The sequence below is a fragment of the Sphingomonas sp. 2378 genome (assembly GCF_038084995.1).
In the GTDB taxonomy this organism is placed as follows: Bacteria; Pseudomonadota; Alphaproteobacteria; order Sphingomonadales; family Sphingomonadaceae; genus Sphingomonas.
Genome location: NZ_JAXCMJ010000021.1, coordinates 39,179 through 55,947 on the forward strand (window position 1 = coordinate 39,179; position 16,769 = coordinate 55,947).

Consider the following 16,769-nt stretch of genomic DNA (forward strand, 5'->3'; position numbering starts at 1 on the left):
GAACGGGGTTTTCGGGTCGCCGCTTTCGGGACCGAACGACCCCGGCATCGAACTTTCAGACTATGTTCTCGAGGGGCATTTAGAGACTTATGGCAAAAGTGATCGGCATCGACCTCGGCACCACCAACAGCTGCGTCGCTGTCATGGAGGGCGGCAAGCCCAAGGTCATCGAAAACGCGGAAGGCGCGCGCACCACGCCGTCGATCGTCGCCTTCGCCAAGGATGGCGAGCGCCTGATCGGCCAGCCTGCCAAGCGCCAGGCGGTGACCAACCCCGACAACACCATCTTCGCGGTGAAGCGCCTGATCGGTCGCCGCTTCGACGATCCCGTCACCAAGAAGGACACCGAGCTGGTCCCGTACGCCATCGCGCGCGGTCCGAACGGCGACGCGTGGGTCAATGCGGGCGGCAAGGATTACAGCCCGTCGCAGATTTCGGCCTTCACGCTCCAGAAGATGAAGGAAACCGCCGAAAGCTACCTTGGCGAGACGGTGACCCAGGCGGTCATCACGGTTCCGGCGTACTTCAACGACGCGCAGCGCCAGGCGACCAAGGACGCCGGCCAGATCGCGGGCCTGGAAGTGCTGCGCATCATCAACGAGCCGACCGCGGCTGCTCTGGCGTACGGCCTGGAGAAGCAGGACGGCAAGACGATCGCGGTCTATGACCTTGGCGGCGGCACCTTCGACATCTCGATCCTCGAGATCGGCGACGGCGTGTTCGAGGTGAAGGCAACCAACGGCGACACCTTCCTGGGCGGCGAGGACTTCGACAACAAGATCGTCGATTTCCTGGCGTCGGGCTTCCAGAAGGACGAGGGCATCGACCTCACCAAGGACAAGCTGGCGCTCCAGCGTCTGAAGGAAGCGGCCGAAAAGGCGAAGATCGAGCTGTCCTCGGCCCAGTCGACCGAGGTCAACCTGCCCTTCATCACCGCCGACCAGAACGGCCCGAAGCACCTCGTCAAGTCGATCACCCGCGCCGATCTGGAGCGTCTGGTCGAGGACCTGATCCAGCGCACGCTGGAGCCGTGCAAGAAGGCGCTGGCCGATGCGGGCATGAAGGCCGACGAGATCGCCGACGTGGTGCTGGTGGGCGGCATGACCCGTATGCCGCGCGTGCGTGAAGTGGTGAAGAGCTTCTTCGGCAAGGAGCCGCATACCGGCGTGAACCCGGACGAAGTCGTCGCCATGGGCGCGGCGATCCAGGCGGGCGTGCTCCAGGGCGACGTCAAGGACGTGCTGCTGCTCGACGTGACCCCGTTGTCGCTGGGTATCGAGACGCTGGGCGGCATCATGACCAAGATGATCGACCGCAACACGACGATCCCGACCAAGAAGAGCCAGGTCTATTCGACCGCCGACGACAACCAGAATGCGGTGACGATCCGGGTCTTCCAGGGCGAGCGCGAAATGGCGCAGGACAATAAGCTGCTGGGTCAGTTCGACCTGGTCGGCATCCCGCCCGCGCCGCGCGGTGTGCCGCAGATCGAGGTCACGTTCGACATCGACGCCAACGGCATCGTCAACGTCTCCGCCAAGGACAAGGGCACCGGCAAGGAGCAGCAGATCCGCATCCAGGCGTCGGGCGGCTTGTCGGACAACGACATCGACCAGATGGTCCGTGACGCGGAGAAGTTCGCGGAAGAGGACAAGAAGCGTCGTGCCGAGGCGGAGGCGAAGAACAACGCCGAATCGCTGATCCACACCACCGAGCGTCAGCTTGCCGACAATGGCGACAAGGTCGATGCCTCGCTCAAGTCCGAGATCGAGGCGGCGATCGCCGAGGCCAAGACTGCGGTCGAGGGTGGCAATCCCGACACGATGAACGAGAAGGCGCAGGCGCTCGCTCAGGTCGCGATGAAGCTGGGCCAGGCGATCTACGAGAAGCAGCAGCAGGCCGAGGCTTCGCCCTCGGCGGATGCCGGTGCGGCCAAGCAGGACGATGTCGTCGACGCCGAATTCTCGGAAGTCGACGAGACCAAGTAAGGCCGTCGGCCCGGCCTGCCTTCGGGTGGGCCGGGCCTTCGGTTCCGATGTGAGAATACCGCCTTTCGGGGCATGAAGTGGCGAAGCGCTTGGGCGATCGCTCCGTCCGGCCTGACGGCATGGTCGGTCGGCGGGCCACGCACAGGCGGACGGGGCGAGACCGGGCATGAGCACGACGATCGACTATTATGAACTGCTCGAATGCGAGCGCACGGCGGACGATGCGACGATCAAGTCGCGTTACCGCAAGCTGGCCATGCAATATCACCCGGATCGCAATGCGGGCTGCAAGGAATCCGAGGCCAAGTTCAAGGCGATCAGCGAAGCCTATGACTGTCTGAAAGACCCCCAGAAGCGGGCGGCTTATGACCGTTATGGCCATGCCGCGTTCCAGCAGGGCATGGGCGGCGGCGGTGGCGGCGGCGCGCAGGATTTCGGCGCCTTTTCCGACATTTTCGAAAGCGTCTTCGGCGAGTTCATGGGCGGGGGACGCGGCGGCGGGCGGCAAAGCCCCCGGCGTGGCGCGGACCTGCGCTACGATATGGAGATCACGCTCGAGGAAGCGTTCCACGGCAAGCAGACCGAGATCACGGTCGATGTCTCGGCCACGTGCGACACATGCGACGGCTCTGGCGCGAAGGCCGGGACCAGTGCCAAGACCTGTCAGCAATGCGGCGGGCACGGCAAGGTGCGCGCGCAGCAGGGCTTCTTCGTGGTCGAGCGGACCTGCCCGGTCTGTCAGGGCGCGGGCCAGATCATCGCCGATCCCTGTCCCGATTGTCGCGGCGATGGCCGTGTGGAAAAGACCAAGACGCTGGCGGTGAACATCCCGGCGGGCGTGGACGAAGGCACCCGCATCCGCCTGTCCGGCGAGGGCGAGGCGGGTGCGCGCGGTGCGCCGGCGGGCGACCTCTACATCTTCCTCCATGTGAAGCGGCACGCCATTTTCGAGCGCGAGGGCACGACCCTGTTCGCCCGCGCGCCGATCAGCTTCACCACGGCGGCGCTGGGCGGATCGCTGTCCATCCCCGGCCTCGACGGCCGCACGCACGAGATCAAGATCCCGGCGGGCATCCAGTCGGGCAAGCAACTCCGCCAGCGCGGCGCGGGGATGCCCGTATTGCAAGGGCGCGGCACCGGCGATCTGGTCATTCAGATCGAGGTCGAGACGCCGACCCGGCTGTCCACCCGCCAGCGCGAATTGCTCGAACTCTTCCGCGAGACCGAGACAGGCGACGAATGCCCCGAAAGCCAGGGCTTCTTCGCCAAGTTGAAGAGTGTCTTCGCGGGGGAGTAATGTCCCCAAAGCGGGACAGGTCCGCCAGGACTGGTTCTCGACTCTCCAGCCGTCTGCGTTAGTCAGGACATGACCGTACTCCCTCCGGCGTTCTTAGACTGGGGGGAATCATGTCCGATATTGTTGAGGCAATACCGCCTGCGTCGCGGTTCGCGACCACGCTGGACCGTATCGAACGCTTATATCTGTTGTTGTTGAGAACCGCGATCCTGGTCATCGCCACGGGCGTCCTGATTTGGGCGGCGTGGCTGGCGGTATCGGCGACGGTCCGGATCATGCGGTCGCCCGAATCCGTCGTCGAGCAGCCGGTGTCGGTCGCGGCATCGGAATTGCCGTCGGCCATCGCACCGGAAGCGGTGAAGGCCGCCGCCAAGCGGAACGACGGCCCGTCGCTCAAGGCGGAGCGGCAATTCTACAGCCGCTTCGTCGACCAATATCATTCGCTCTACCAGACCCGGTTCGAGCCGTTTCGCCGGGCCGAGGACAAGCGCCTCAATCGCGACGAGTTCGACGACAATTTCGTAAAGTCGGGCGAGCGGCTGGCGGCGCTGGCACGCAGCGAAGGCGATTTCGCCAAGGATCGCGCCGATCTCGAGGAATTGCTCCAGGCCATGACCCAGGCGTCGACGCTGCCCGAAACGATGGCGCGGCTGAAGCAATATAAGGAGGCCGTCAAAAAGCCTGTCCGACGCCAGGTCGAGCGTTTCCGGATCGAGTCCCGGCGGGGTTGGGACAGCCTGAGCACCAATTGCGAAAGCTGGTACGAGGCGCCCATTGGCTGTGCGGTCACGCGGCAGGTCAGCGTGCCCTATACGCAGACGGTCACGTCCATGGCGCTGCCCGACGGATTACTGTCCCATACGCAGATTTTCCGGGGGATGCAGGACCGCTATTTCACGTTGCTGACTGAACGACGCGAGCGGGAAGCGGCGTCCGTCACCGCCAAGCGCGCCGATATTGCAGAGGGCCAAAATATCGGTTGGGGCTCGCTGCACCTCATGTTGTACGTGCTGGCGGGATTCCTGATCCTGATGTTCTTCTTCCTGTTGATTGCCATCGAGCGGCATCAGCGCCGCGTCAACGCCCGCGTCTGAGGCCGGGGGAGGGGCGCTTGCCAGTGAGGGCTGCGCTCCTCCATGATGGCGGTAAGATAAGGAGATTGCCGATGCGTAGAGTGATGACGTGCGTGGCCATGATGACGGCCGCGATGATGCTTCCCGCTGCGGCGCCCGTATCGGCTCCGCGCGTCGGGATCGCCAGTTTCGAGGCGTTGGCCAAGCCCTTGCCGCTTCCCTATCATGCGGGCGACGCCAAGGCGGAGATCGCGGCGGCGCGGGTGCGGGCGGTGAAGGCGCACAAGCGGGTGTTGATCGATCTGGGGGGCAATTGGTGCCTCGACTGCCGGTTGCTGGCGGGCGTGATGGAAACGCCGCAGATGCGGCCCTTCGTCGCCAGGCATTTCGAGGTGGTGACGGTCGATGTCGGCCGGTTCGACCAGAATATGGATATTCCGGCGTCCTACGGCATCCAGGGACGGCTAAAGGGTGTGCCAGCCGTCCTGATCGTCGATCCGAAGACCAACAAGCTGGTCAATGCAGGGCGGGAAACGGCGCTGGCCGATGCGCGGGCGATGACGCCGCAGGCGGTGGCGGATTGGCTGGCGCAGTGGGTGGGGTGAGGGGGCTCGGCGGTCGCCGGGCTCGATAACAGCGGGCGTTCCTTCCCCTATCCCCTCCCGCTTGCGGGAGGGGAGTGGTTACGGGCAGGCGTTTCCCCAAAACAACTCCCCTCCTGCAAGCGGGAGGGGCTGGGGGAGGGGAGTCCCTTTCCCGGCGTCACTCCGCCGGTGGAACTCCCCCAACTCATCACTCGCCGAACACCCGTGCGAAGATCGTGTCGACATTCTTATAGTGATAATCGAGGTCGAACCGCGCCTCGATCTCCTCAGGCGACAGCGCCGCCGTCACGTCCGCGTCAGCCTTGAGCAGCTCCATCAGCGACAATTCGCCGTCCGACTCCCACACCTTCATCGCGTTGCGCTGGACCAGGCGATAGCTGTCCTCGCGGCTCACGCCCGCCTGGGTCAGCGCCAGCAGCACGCGCTGCGAATGGACGAGGCCACCCATCTTGTTGAGGTTCTTCTCCATCCGCGCCGGATAGACGACCAGCTTGTCGATCACGCCGGTCAGACGCGCAAGGGCGAAGTCCAGGGTGATGGTCGCGTCGGGGCCGATATACCGCTCGACCGAGGAGTGGCTGATATCGCGCTCATGCCACAGCGCGACATTCTCAAGCGCCGGGGTCACATAGCCGCGCACCATGCGGGCCAGACCGGTCAGATTCTCGGTCAGCACCGGGTTGCGCTTGTGCGGCATCGCCGACGAACCCTTCTGGCCGGGCGAGAAATATTCCTCCGCCTCCAGAACCTCGGTGCGCTGGAGATGACGAACTTCGGTGGCCAGTCGCTCGATCGAACTGGCGATGACGCCCAAAGTCGCGAAGAACATCGCATGGCGATCGCGCGGGATGACCTGGGTCGAGACGGGCTCGACGGTCAGGCCCATCTTCTCGGCGACATGGGCCTCCACGCGCGGGTCGATATTGGCGAAGGTGCCGACCGCGCCCGAAATGGCGCAGGTGGCGATATCGGCGCGCGCCGCGACCAGGCGGGCACGGTTGCGGTCGAACTCGGCATAGGCCTGGGCCAGCTTCAGCCCGAAGGTGACGGGCTCTGCATGGATGCCATGGCTGCGCCCGATGGTCGGGGTCAGCTTGTGCTCCAGCGCGCGGCGCTTGATGACGGCGAGCAGCGCGTCCAGGTCCTCGATCAGGATGTCCGAGGCGCGGGCAAGCTGCACCGCCAGGCAGGTGTCGAGCACGTCCGACGAGGTCATGCCCTGGTGCAGGAAGCGCGCTTCCGGCCCGGTCCGCTCGGCGACATGGGTCAGGAAGGCGATGACGTCGTGCTTGGTCTCCGCCTCGATCGCGTCGATGCGCGCGATGTCGAAATCGCCCGCCGCCTTGTCGGCTTCCCAGATGCGCGCGGCGGCTTCCTTGGGCACGACGCCCAGTTCGGCGAGCGCGTCGGTGGCGTGCGCCTCGATCTCGAACCAGATGCGGAAACGGGTCTGCGGATCCCAGATCCGGGTCATGGGGGCACGGGAATAACGCGGAATCATGGGATACCTCTGGTCGTGGAATCGGCACGGGCGACCGTGCACTTCCTCTCGGAATCACGGTGTGTCGTGCCGTTAGCAGGGACGAGCCGAGCCTTCAAATCCGAAGGTGCGATACCCATATGGCAAAATGCGGATCGGGAACGTATCTCTAACGATGAAGATGCTTTTCCGGTCTTCATAATCATCGATCGAACCAGCGTAAGGAGAGGCGAGATGATGAAATATGCTTTTCTTGCCGGTGCCATGATGGCGTCTGCCCCTGTGTTTGCGCAGGAGGCGACCGCGCCCGGCCAGACCTCACCCGCTCCGGTCCAGGCCGCGCCCGCTACAGCGGCTGATCCAACGCAGGCCGCGCAGCCCGCGACCGATCCGGCTGCCACGACTCCGGCACAGGGCCAGGTCCAGGCGACCGGCGACCAGATCGCGCAGGTCGTGGACACCCAGTTTCCGACCTATGACAAGGACGGCGACGGCAAGTTGAACAGGGCCGAGTTCGGCCAGTGGATGGTCGCACTGAAATCGCAGACCGATCCGTCGACCAAGGCGGATGCGCCCGCGACCAGGAAGTGGATCGGCACCGCCTTCGCCCAAGCCGATACCGACAAGGACAAGACGGTGTCGAAGACCGAACTGACCGGCTTTCTGAGCCAGGGTCAGGGCTAAGGCCGAATCGGAACATCCCCTCCGTTCCGACATGATCCCTGAGCGGGGATAAGCGGGGCCGCCGGACCTTCGGGTTCGGCGGCCTTATTCATCCTTCCAAATTCTCCCCAAGCGAACTTGGGGAGGATTTGAGCGGGCACGAAAAAGGGCAGGGGCGTCGCCGCCACCTGCCCTGATTTCGTTCGCTTACTCGTGAGAGAAAGCGAGGCCGGATCAGGCCTCTTCCGAACCTTCGGCCGCTGCCGCTTCGTCCGTGGCGGTCGGAACCGTCGGCGGCACGATCGTCGCGATCGCGAAGTCGCGGTCGTCGATGGCGGGCTCTGCGCCCTTGGGCAGCTGCACGTCCGAGATATGGATCGAGTCGCCCACGGCCACACCCTTCAGCGAGACGGTGATCTCGGTCGGGATATTGGCGGCGTCGACCACCAGCTCGATCTCGTGACGGGTGACGTTCAGGACGCCGCCCTGCTTCACGCCGCTCTGGTCTTCGTCGGTGAACACGACGGGCACGGCGACCGTGACGGTCTCATGCTCGCCGATGCGCAGGAAGTCGACGTGCAGCGGGCGGTCGGTGACCGGATGGAACGCGACGTCCTTCGCCAGCGTGCGCTGGCCGTCCACCATGATGACCGAGGTGAAGAAATGGCCGGTCATCAGCGCCTTGACGAGGGCCTTCTCTTCGAGATGGATCGACGCGGCGGCCTGGTTGCGGCCATAGATCACGGCGGGGACGCGGCCTTCACGACGCAGCGAACGGGAGGCTCCCTTGCCAACCTGATCGCGCGTCTCGGCGGCGAGCGTAAGGGTGTCGCTCATTCCAGTAACTCCGAAACAAAATGGATATAGGCTTCCGACCACGCCTCCAGGGATGACCATGACCGGAAGCGGCGGCGCATAGCGGGGATGGGGCGGAAAGGCAAGGCGCCTGCCCCCCGCATCGCAATAGGCATCGTCAATAGGCGATGCGCTGCGCCGTGATCCCCTGCCTGGCGAGTTGCGCCTGGACGCTGTCGTCACCGGCCAGATGGCCCGCGCCGACCGCGATGAAGAGGGTGCCGGGCTTGGCCATCCGATCCTTGATCCAGGTCGCCCAGCGGGCGTTGCGATCGGTAAGCAGGGTCTTGGCGACCTCGGGCGAGTCCTTCAGGCTTTCGTTCATGTCGCGGGCCAGCGCGTCGGGGTCGCCATGGGCCCATTCGTCCACCATTTTGGCCATTTCCTCGTCCGCCTTGGGCAGGTCGTCGACGGTCGAGGTCAGGAAGTCGATCTGCGCCTTTTGCGACAGGCCGTTGAAATAGCCGATCTGCTGCTCGGCGGTCTCCAGCCCCGCCACCGGCTTGCCCGACGCCTTGGCCGCGTCGGCCAGCACCGTTTCCGGGCCGTTCTTCGGATCGTAACCCAGCTTCTGGATCGGCACGAGCGACAGGGTGACGCCCGCCAGCCACGGCTTCATCCGGTCGAACGCCTGGGGCGGCAGACCCGCATCGGTCATCGCCTTCAGATAGGCCCCGCGCTTGTCGGCGGGCAGTTGCTCGGTCAGCGTCGGGCCGGTCATGACCAGGCCGTTCTTCACGACGATCTGTTGCATGGTGGCCGGATCGGGCTGCACCATTTCGAGGACGAGTTGATCGGACTTGTCGAAGGCGGTCTTCACCGCCTCGTCGAACCAGCTCAGGCCGGGCTTCAGCACATGGATGGTGCCGAACAGATAGATGGTGGTGTCGGCATCCTTGACCACCCACAGCGCCGGATCGGCGTCATTGGGGTCCTTCGCGGGCGTGGTCTGGGCACAGGCCGGGAGCGCCAGCATCAGCGCGAGCGAGGTGAGGGCGGTTTTCATGATCGTCTTCATGGGATCGGACTTTCGATAAGAAAAGGGGAGGAGCAGCGGATCAGGCATATTTGCGGTAGAGCCAGACCAGCCCGCCGACCGCCATCATCGCGAAATAGACCCATTCGATCCGAACCGGTGGCAGTGCGCCGCCGCGCCACAGAAACCACCAGACCGGTACGCCCAGTCCGACGGTATAGAAGCTGGCGACCGCACCATCGCGATAGGCCTGGCGTTCATGCTCATCGACCACATGGTGCCAGCGCCACGAAATGACCGGCACGACCACGCCCCAGATCAGCGCCATGAGTATGCCGAACCAGAGCGGCAACGGCGAGGACCACAGATCCGGTCGGGCATCGCCGCCCGGCGTTTGGCGCAGGACCACGATGGCGGTCGACAGCCCGGCGATACCGCCGATGCCGCCACACAGGGCAAGCAGCCGGTGATTGGCGCGCTCGCTGGGGCCTTTGATGGGGCGAGGAGATTGGGTCGTCATGGTCGTACCTCAATCGAAAGCTGAACGGAGACATGGGGGAGTGGGGCCCCGATTGCGGCGAGGGTGCCGGGCACGATGGCGTGGCCAGCGACCTCACCTGAGCGCCCGACGCTCCAACCGAACAGGGACAGGGCGATGCCTGCGCCGATGGCCGCATGGGTCAGGCGGCGTCTCATGATCGATATCGCACGAGATAGGCCACTGCGCCACTCGCGGCGAAGAGTAGCAACATGATAACAGCCATGCCGTAGCCGGACGTCATCATGGCTGGTCCCCGCCCGCCGATCAGCGGGACTGCGATCAGTCCCGCGGCGAGCCCGGCGCTCAACCGCGCGCTCCACCACCATAGCCGGACGGTCATGGTCATGCCGACCATCGCCAGGCCCAAGGCGACAAGCGCATAGGTCATGGCATAGGGTCGGCCCGCCATGTCCGGGACCTGGCCGCCGATGATCGGCAGCCCGATCAGACCCGTGGCCAGCCCGGCGCAAAGCTGGGCCTGTCCGCGCCACAGCCGCCCGATCAGGCCGGGGTGTGCGGGAAGGGTCGCGTCATTCACCATCATGTTCGTCATCGAAAATCTCCTCGATCGGCATGGCGAACAGGCGGCCGATGCGGAACGCGAGCGGCAGCGAGGGGTCGTACTTCCCCGTCTCGATGGCGTTGACGGCCTGGCGCGACACGTCGAGCCGCCCGGCCAACTCCGCCTGGCTCCAATTGCGTTCGGCGCGCAGTACCTTGAGGCGATTTTTCATCTCCACCTCCTCTGGCATGGCTGGCCTCCCTTGTCATCACACCATGACCTAATGTCAGGTGACCATGACAAAGTGACAGTGAGTCGCGACAATGTCAACAACGCCTGACAAAATATCATGTGTAGCTGACTGCATGGGCAGGGGTGGCCTCGGCTCGCCTTGACCGCGAAGGGGCCTTCCGCCAAAGCCTGCGCCCATTATGCAGACCCGGAACGGACCCCCGGAAGGACCATTGTCCTTCCAGCGCATGATCCTCACCCTCCATGACTATTGGAGCGAGCGGGGATGCGTGATCCTGCAACCCTATGACATGGAGATGGGGGCGGGCACCTTTCACCCCGCGACCACGCTGCGGGCGCTGGGGCCGGATTCGTGGAACGCCGCCTTCGTCCAGCCGTGCCGCCGCCCGACCGACGGCCGCTATGGCGAGAACCCCAACCGGCTCCAGCATTATTACCAGTATCAGGTGATCCTGAAGCCCTCGCCCGCCGATTTGCAGGACCTGTATCTGGGCAGTCTCGCCGCGATCGGCGTGGACATGGCCAAGCATGATATCCGCTTCGTCGAGGACGATTGGGAAAGCCCGACGCTGGGCGCCTGGGGCCTGGGCTGGGAGGTCTGGTGCGACGGGATGGAGGTGACCCAGTTCACCTATTTCCAGCAGATGGGCGGATATGACATGAAGCCGGTCGCGGGCGAGCTGACCTACGGACTCGAGCGTCTGGCCATGTATATCCAGGACGTCGACAATGTGTACGACCTGCGCTTCAACGATCGGGGCGTGAGTTACGGCGACGTGTTTCTCGAAAACGAGAAGCAGATGTCGACCTGGAATTTCGAGGTCGCCGACACCGACACGCTGTTCGACGCCTTCCGCAAGGCGGCGGCCGAGTGCGAGCGTTGTCTGGAGGCCAAGCTGCCCATCCCCGCCTATGAACAGGCGATCAAGGCCAGCCATACCTTCAACCTGCTGCAAGCACGCGGCGTGATCTCGGTGGCGGAGCGCCAAGCCTATATGGGCCGCGTCCGCGATCTGGCGAAGGGCGCATGCGGCGCCTGGATGGACAAGAACGGATGGGCCGCGTGACCCCGCATCCCATTCCTCCCCAAGCCAAGCTTGGGGAGGGGGACCATCACGCCAGTGATGGTGGAGGGGTCGCCGCGTCAGCGGCGGATGCCCGCCGCCCCCTCCACCGGCTGCGCCGGTCCCCCTCCCCATCAGAGATGGGGAGGAATTGAGAGTGACCATGACCGATTTCCTGCTCGAACTCCGCTCCGAAGAAATCCCCGCCCGGATGCAGGCGGGCGCGCGCGAGAATCTCGCCAAGCTGTTCACCGCCGAACTCGCCAAGGCCGGGCTGTCGGCGGGCGAGATCGTCACCTATGCGGGCCCGCGGCGTCTGGCGCTGATCGCCAAGGGCTTGCCCGCCGCGACCGAGGCCGTGTCCGAGGAGGTGAAGGGCCCGCGCGCCTCCGCCCCGCCCCAGGCCCTGGAGGGCTTTCTCCGCAAGACCGGGCTGACCCGCGAGCAACTGACCGAGCGTGACGGTGTCCTCTTCGCCATCACCGAAAAGCCCGGCCGCCCGACCGCCGAGGTACTGGCCGAGGCGATCCCCGCGATCATCCGCGCCTTCCCCTGGCCCAAGTCGATGCGCTGGGGCGCGGAGTCCGCCTCGACCGAATCGATGCGCTGGGTCCGCCCGCTGCACGCCATCGTCGCGCTGTTCGGGGCAGAGGTGGTGCCGTTCGAGATCGCCGGGATCACCAGCGGCAACACGACGCGAGGGCATCGTTTCCATGCGCCCGCCGAGATCGTGCTGACCGGCGCGGATGCTTATGTCGAGCAGTTGCGCGCGGCCAAGGTGCTGGTCGATCAGGACGAGCGGGGCGCGATCATCCGTGACCGTGCGTCGGTGCTGGCCGCCGAGGCCGGGCTGGAACTGGTCGAGGACGAAGGGCTGGTCGCGGAGAATGCCGGGCTGACCGAATGGCCGGTGCCGCTGCTCGGGCGCTTCGACGAAGCGTTCCTGGACGTGCCGCCGGAGGTCATCCAGCTGACCGCGCGGGTGAACCAGAAATATTTCGTCTGCCGCGATGGCAATGGCAAGCTGGCCAACGCCTTCATCTGCACCGCCAATATCGAGGCGAGCGACGGCGGCGCGAAGATCGTCGAGGGCAATGGCAAGGTGCTCGCCGCCCGCCTGTCCGACGCGCGTTTCTTCTACGAGACGGACCTGAAGACCAGGCTCGACGATCTGCGGCCCAAGCTGGAAAAGATCGTCTTCCACGAAAAGCTCGGCACCGTCGCCGACAAGGTGGAGCGGGTGGCCAAGCTCGCCCGCTGGCTGGTGGAAGAGGGGATCGTCACCGAATCCCCCTCCCGCAGGCGGGAGGGGCTAGGGGAAGGCATTGCCCCAAGCGACGTGGCCAGCGGAACCGTCCCCCCCCCATCCCCCCCCGCAAGCGGAGGGGGCGAGCTTGCCGATCTGGCAGAGCGCGCCGCGTACCTTGCGAAAGTCGATCTCGTCACCGGCATGGTCGGCGAGTTTCCCGAACTCCAGGGCCTGATGGGTGGCTATTACGCAGCCGCGCAGGGCGAAGACCCGCGCGTGGCCGAGGCGGTTCGCGATCATTACAAGCCGGTCGGTCAGGGCGATGACGTCCCCAGCGCGCCGGTGACGGTCGCCGTGGCGCTGGCGGACAAGTTCGACACGCTCGCAAAATTCTTTTTGGTTAATTTAAGGCCTTCTGGTTCAAAAGATCCATTTGCACTGCGGAGAGCAGCGCTTGGGATTATCCGCCTGATCGTAGATAATCGGATCGCTCTGCCTATCTCCTCTGTATCGCTGAACGCGATGAGTACTGGCATGGGCCGATTTATGCGGCAGCGTGATGATCAGGCGATAGGGCGAGTTTTAAATGCATTTGAGGCAGCTGGTGTCCAAGCGAAGGAGGAGGCAGTCGCCGATCTCCAAGAGTCCCTCAAGCAACGGTCTATATCTGATGAGGCTCTCGATAAAATTCTAGACGAGCAGGTCATACCAGCCGTCGAAGGCCTGGTTGAGTTCTTTGCAGATCGGTTAAAGGTTCAGCAACGCGATTTAGGCGTCCGTCACGACCTGATCGACGCCGTATTCGCGCTCGGCGGCGAGGACGATCTCGTCCGCCTGCTCGCCCGTGTCCGCGCGTTGCAAGCTTTCGTCACCACCGACGACGGCACCAACCTGCTCGCCGGCTACAAGCGCGCCGCGAACATCCTGAAGAAGGAAGGCGTCGAGGGCGATCAGCCCTGGACCGCGCCGACCTATACGCTCGAACCCGCCGAGGCCGATCTGATCGCCGCGCTCGACGCGGCCGAGCCCAAGGCGGCCGAGGCGGTGAAGGCCGAGGATTTCGAGGCCGCCATGGCCGCGCTCGCCTCGCTGCGTGCGCCGATCGACCGGTTCTTCGACGATGTGACCGTCAACGACGCCGATCCGGCCAAGCGGACCGCGCGCCTCGCGCTGCTCGCCCGTGTCCGGGCCGCCGTCCACACGGTAGCCGATTTCTCGCGGATCGAGGGATGACTAAGCGCCGGATCGGGAAGCGGAATCTGACGTTCCTGTCTTCCCCTTCGGCAATATCGCCTTATTAACACCGACGCCTGTGTCCCCAGGGCGTCGGACGATACGACCAGAAGAGGATCGAACCGATGACCTATGTGTACCGTTTCGGCGGCGGCGTTTCGGACGGCGGCAAGGGGGACAAGAATCTGCTCGGCGGCAAGGGCGCGAACCTGGCCGAAATGGCTTCGATCGGGCTGCCGGTGCCGCCGGGCTTCACCATCTCGACCGCGATGTGCACCCGCTATTATGAGGAGGGCGAGCAGTTTCCGCAGGAACTGCGTGACGAGGTCGCTCAGGGCATCGCGCATATCGAGGCGGTGACCGAGAAGCGCTTCGGCGATCCGGAAAATCCGCTGCTGGTTTCGGTCCGCTCGGGTGCGCGGGTGTCGATGCCGGGCATGATGGACACGGTGCTCAACCTGGGCCTGAACGACCGGACGGTCGAGGGACTGGCGAAGAAGGCGGGCGACGAGCGTTTCGCCTGGGACAGCTATCGCCGCTTCATCCAGATGTATGCCGATGTCGTGCTGGAGCTGGATCACGGCGCGTTCGAGGAAGCGCTGGAGATCGCCAAGGAAGACAATGGCTTCACCCTCGACACCGAAATGACGGCCGAGGACTGGAAGGCGCTGGTCATGACCTATAAGGGTCTGGTCGAGGAACAATGGGGCAAGCCCTTCCCGCAGGATGTGCAGGACCAGCTTTGGGGCGCGGTCGGTGCGGTGTTCGGATCGTGGCAGTCGGAGCGCGCCAAGGTCTATCGCCGCCTGAACGATATTCCCGCCGACTGGGGCACCGCCGTCAACGTGCAGGCGATGGTCTTCGGCAATATGGGCGACACCTCGGCGACGGGCGTGGCCTTCACGCGCGATCCGTCCAAGGGCGACCGGGCCTATTATGGCGAATTCCTGATCAACGCACAGGGTGAGGATGTGGTCGCGGGCATCCGCACGCCGCAGTACCTGACCAGGGCCGCGCGCGAGGAAGCGGGGGCCAAGCCCGCCTCGATGGAAGAGGCGATGCCCGAGGTCTATGCCGAACTGGCCGCCGTGTTCGACCGGCTCGAAAATCACTATCGCGACATGCAGGACATCGAGTTCACGGTCGAGCAGGCCAAGCTGTGGATGCTCCAGACCCGCTCGGGCAAGCGCACCGCCAAGGCCGCGCTGAAGATCGCGGTCGAAATGGCGAATGAGGGCCTGATCACCCGCGAGGAAGCGATTGCGCGCGTGGATCCTGCGGCGCTCGACCAGTTGCTCCACCCGACGCTCGATCCCAACGCCAGGCGCGACGTGCTGACCAAGGGGCTGCCCGCCTCGCCGGGCGCGGCGTCGGGCAAGGTGGTGTTCGACGCCGATGCCGCCGAGCGTGCGGCGGCGGCGGGCGAGGCGGTGATCCTCGTTCGTGTCGAAACCAGCCCGGAAGACATTCACGGCATGCACGCGGCCAAGGGCATCCTGACGGCGCGCGGCGGCATGACCAGCCATGCGGCGGTCGTGGCGCGCGGCATGGGGCGTCCTTGCGTCTCGGGCGCAGGCAGCCTGTCGATCGACAACAAGGCCAAGCTGCTGCGCGTGGGTTCGCGTGAAGTGCGCGAAGGCGACATCCTGACGCTCGACGGTTCGACCGGCGAGGTGATGGTCGGCGCGGTCGCGACCGTGCAGCCCGAACTGGCGGGGGACTTCGGCACGCTGATGGAATGGGCGGATCAGGTCCGTCGGTTGAAGGTCCGCGCCAACGCCGAAACCCCGCTCGACTGCCGCACCGCGCGCGAGTTCGGCGCGGAGGGCGTCGGCCTGTGCCGGACCGAGCATATGTTCTTCGACGCGGCGCGGATCACGGCGGTTCGCCAGATGATCCTGGCTTCGGACGAAGCGGGCCGCCGCGCCGCGCTCGCCAAGCTGCTGCCCGAGCAGCGCGCCGACTTCACCGCGATCTTCGAGGTGATGGCGGGCCTGCCGGTGACGGTGCGCCTGCTCGACCCGCCGCTGCACGAATTCCTGCCGCAGCAGGAGGCCGAGTTCGCCGAGGTCGCCACCGCGGCGGGCGTCGATGTCGATACGCTGAAGCGCCGGGCGAACGAACTGCACGAGTTCAACCCGATGCTCGGCCATCGCGGATGTCGTCTGGGCGTGACCTATCCCGAAATCTACGAGATCCAGGCGCGGGCGATCTTCGAGGCGGCGTTGGACGTGGCGGAGAAGTCGGGTGAGGCCCCGATTCCCGAGGTGATGATCCCGCTGGTCGCCACCCGCCGCGAACTGGAACTGATGAAGGCGGTGGTCGACAAGGCGGCGCAGGCGGTCTTCGCCGAGCGGGGCAGGACGGTCGAATATCTGGTCGGCACGATGATCGAACTGCCGCGCGCCGCGCTCAAGGCGGGCGAGATCGCCGAAGTGGGCGAGTTCTTCTCCTTCGGCACCAACGACCTGACCCAGACGACCCTGGGCGTCAGCCGTGACGATGCCGCGCGCTTCCTGGGCGTCTATGTCGAGAAGGGCATCTACGCCAAGGACCCGTTCGTCAGCCTGGATGTCGAGGGTGTCGGCGAACTGGTAAGCCTGGCCGCCGAGCGGGGCCGGGCGACGCGGCCGGGGATCAAGCTGGGCATTTGCGGTGAGCATGGCGGCGATCCGGCGTCGATCGCCTTTTGCGAGCAGGTCGGGCTGGATTACGTGTCCGCCAGCCCCTACCGCGTGCCGATCGCGCGGTTGGCCGCGGCGCAGGCGGCGTTGAAGGCCAAGTAAGGGGGCGTTCTTCTCCCCTCTTGCTTGCGGGAGGGGAGTCTCATTGAGGTCTTCGCCAGCGGCTTTCCCTCCCCCATCCCCTCCCGCTTGCGGGAGGGGCGTGCCTAGGGGAGCCCGATTGCGCCATCTGCTGGTCCATCCCCTTTGGGTGGTGGAGGGACGACACGTCGCCCCACACCGCTCCCCTCCCGCAGGGGGGGGGGGC

At 65.4% G+C, this 16,769-nt stretch carries 14 protein-coding genes; 8 read left to right on the plus strand and 6 right to left on the minus strand.

Features of this window, described 5'->3' with window-relative positions; translation table 11 throughout:
* The first annotated feature begins 89 nt into the window (after positions 1-89).
* From dnaK to SM191_RS11835, 4 genes are all read left to right on the plus strand, one after another.
* Positions 90-1,988, plus strand: a complete 1,899-nt coding sequence (dnaK, locus tag SM191_RS11820; RefSeq protein ID WP_341506369.1) for a molecular chaperone DnaK — start codon at positions 90-92, stop codon at positions 1,986-1,988.
* Between the two features lie 166 nt (positions 1,989-2,154).
* Positions 2,155-3,285 (plus strand): molecular chaperone DnaJ, encoded by a 1,131-nt coding sequence (gene dnaJ / locus SM191_RS11825; RefSeq protein WP_306999060.1) that lies wholly within the window; start codon positions 2,155-2,157, stop codon positions 3,283-3,285.
* 110 nt (positions 3,286-3,395) lie between these two features.
* A complete protein-coding gene (locus tag SM191_RS11830; protein ID WP_341506370.1) occupies positions 3,396-4,379 on the plus strand; it encodes a hypothetical protein in 984 nt (327 codons plus the stop codon).
* 71 nt (positions 4,380-4,450) lie between these two features.
* Positions 4,451-4,963, plus strand: coding sequence for a thioredoxin family protein (locus tag SM191_RS11835; protein WP_341506371.1), 513 nt, complete (start codon positions 4,451-4,453; stop codon positions 4,961-4,963).
* A gap of 187 nt (positions 4,964-5,150) precedes the next feature.
* Here SM191_RS11835 and purB read toward each other — a convergent pair whose 3' ends face one another.
* Complete coding sequence (gene purB, locus SM191_RS11840; protein ID WP_341506372.1) at positions 5,151-6,464, minus strand: adenylosuccinate lyase; 1,314 nt, start codon at positions 6,462-6,464, stop codon at positions 5,151-5,153.
* A gap of 213 nt (positions 6,465-6,677) precedes the next feature.
* Between purB and SM191_RS11845 the strand changes: the two genes are divergently transcribed.
* Positions 6,678-7,127 carry an EF-hand domain-containing protein gene (locus SM191_RS11845; protein ID WP_341506373.1) on the plus strand — a complete coding sequence of 150 codons (450 nt, stop codon included), beginning with the start codon at positions 6,678-6,680 and terminating at the stop codon, positions 7,125-7,127.
* Between the two features lie 213 nt (positions 7,128-7,340).
* Here SM191_RS11845 and SM191_RS11850 read toward each other — a convergent pair whose 3' ends face one another.
* From SM191_RS11850 to SM191_RS11870, 5 genes are all read right to left on the minus strand, one after another.
* Positions 7,341-7,943 carry a 50S ribosomal protein L25/general stress protein Ctc gene (locus tag SM191_RS11850; RefSeq protein ID WP_341506374.1) on the minus strand — a complete coding sequence of 201 codons (603 nt, stop codon included), beginning with the start codon at positions 7,941-7,943 and terminating at the stop codon, positions 7,341-7,343.
* A gap of 136 nt (positions 7,944-8,079) precedes the next feature.
* Positions 8,080-8,967, minus strand: coding sequence for a TraB/GumN family protein (locus tag SM191_RS11855; RefSeq protein WP_445949849.1), 888 nt, complete (start codon positions 8,965-8,967; stop codon positions 8,080-8,082).
* 52 nt (positions 8,968-9,019) lie between these two features.
* Entirely contained in the window at positions 9,020-9,457 is a 438-nt protein-coding gene (locus tag SM191_RS11860; RefSeq protein WP_341506376.1) for a hypothetical protein, read from the minus strand.
* 172 nt (positions 9,458-9,629) lie between these two features.
* Entirely contained in the window at positions 9,630-10,031 is a 402-nt protein-coding gene (locus tag SM191_RS11865; RefSeq protein ID WP_341506377.1) for a hypothetical protein, read from the minus strand.
* Positions 10,009-10,212: a helix-turn-helix transcriptional regulator gene (locus tag SM191_RS11870; RefSeq protein ID WP_076709757.1), complete on the minus strand. Its 204-nt coding sequence runs from the start codon at positions 10,210-10,212 to the stop codon at positions 10,009-10,011. Before SM191_RS11870 ends, SM191_RS11865 begins: the two co-directional genes overlap by 23 nt.
* Before the next feature lie 247 nt (positions 10,213-10,459).
* Here SM191_RS11870 and SM191_RS11875 point away from each other — a divergent pair, with 247 nt between their 5' ends.
* From SM191_RS11875 to ppdK, 3 genes are all read left to right on the plus strand, one after another.
* Positions 10,460-11,299 carry a glycine--tRNA ligase subunit alpha gene (locus SM191_RS11875; protein WP_341506378.1) on the plus strand — a complete coding sequence of 280 codons (840 nt, stop codon included), beginning with the start codon at positions 10,460-10,462 and terminating at the stop codon, positions 11,297-11,299.
* Between the two features lie 160 nt (positions 11,300-11,459).
* Positions 11,460-13,778: a glycine--tRNA ligase subunit beta gene (gene glyS / locus SM191_RS11880; RefSeq protein ID WP_341506383.1), complete on the plus strand. Its 2,319-nt coding sequence runs from the start codon at positions 11,460-11,462 to the stop codon at positions 13,776-13,778.
* A gap of 125 nt (positions 13,779-13,903) precedes the next feature.
* A complete protein-coding gene (gene ppdK, locus SM191_RS11885) occupies positions 13,904-16,564 on the plus strand; it encodes a pyruvate, phosphate dikinase (RefSeq protein WP_341506379.1) in 2,661 nt (886 codons plus the stop codon).
* Positions 16,565-16,769: the final 205 nt, after the last annotated feature.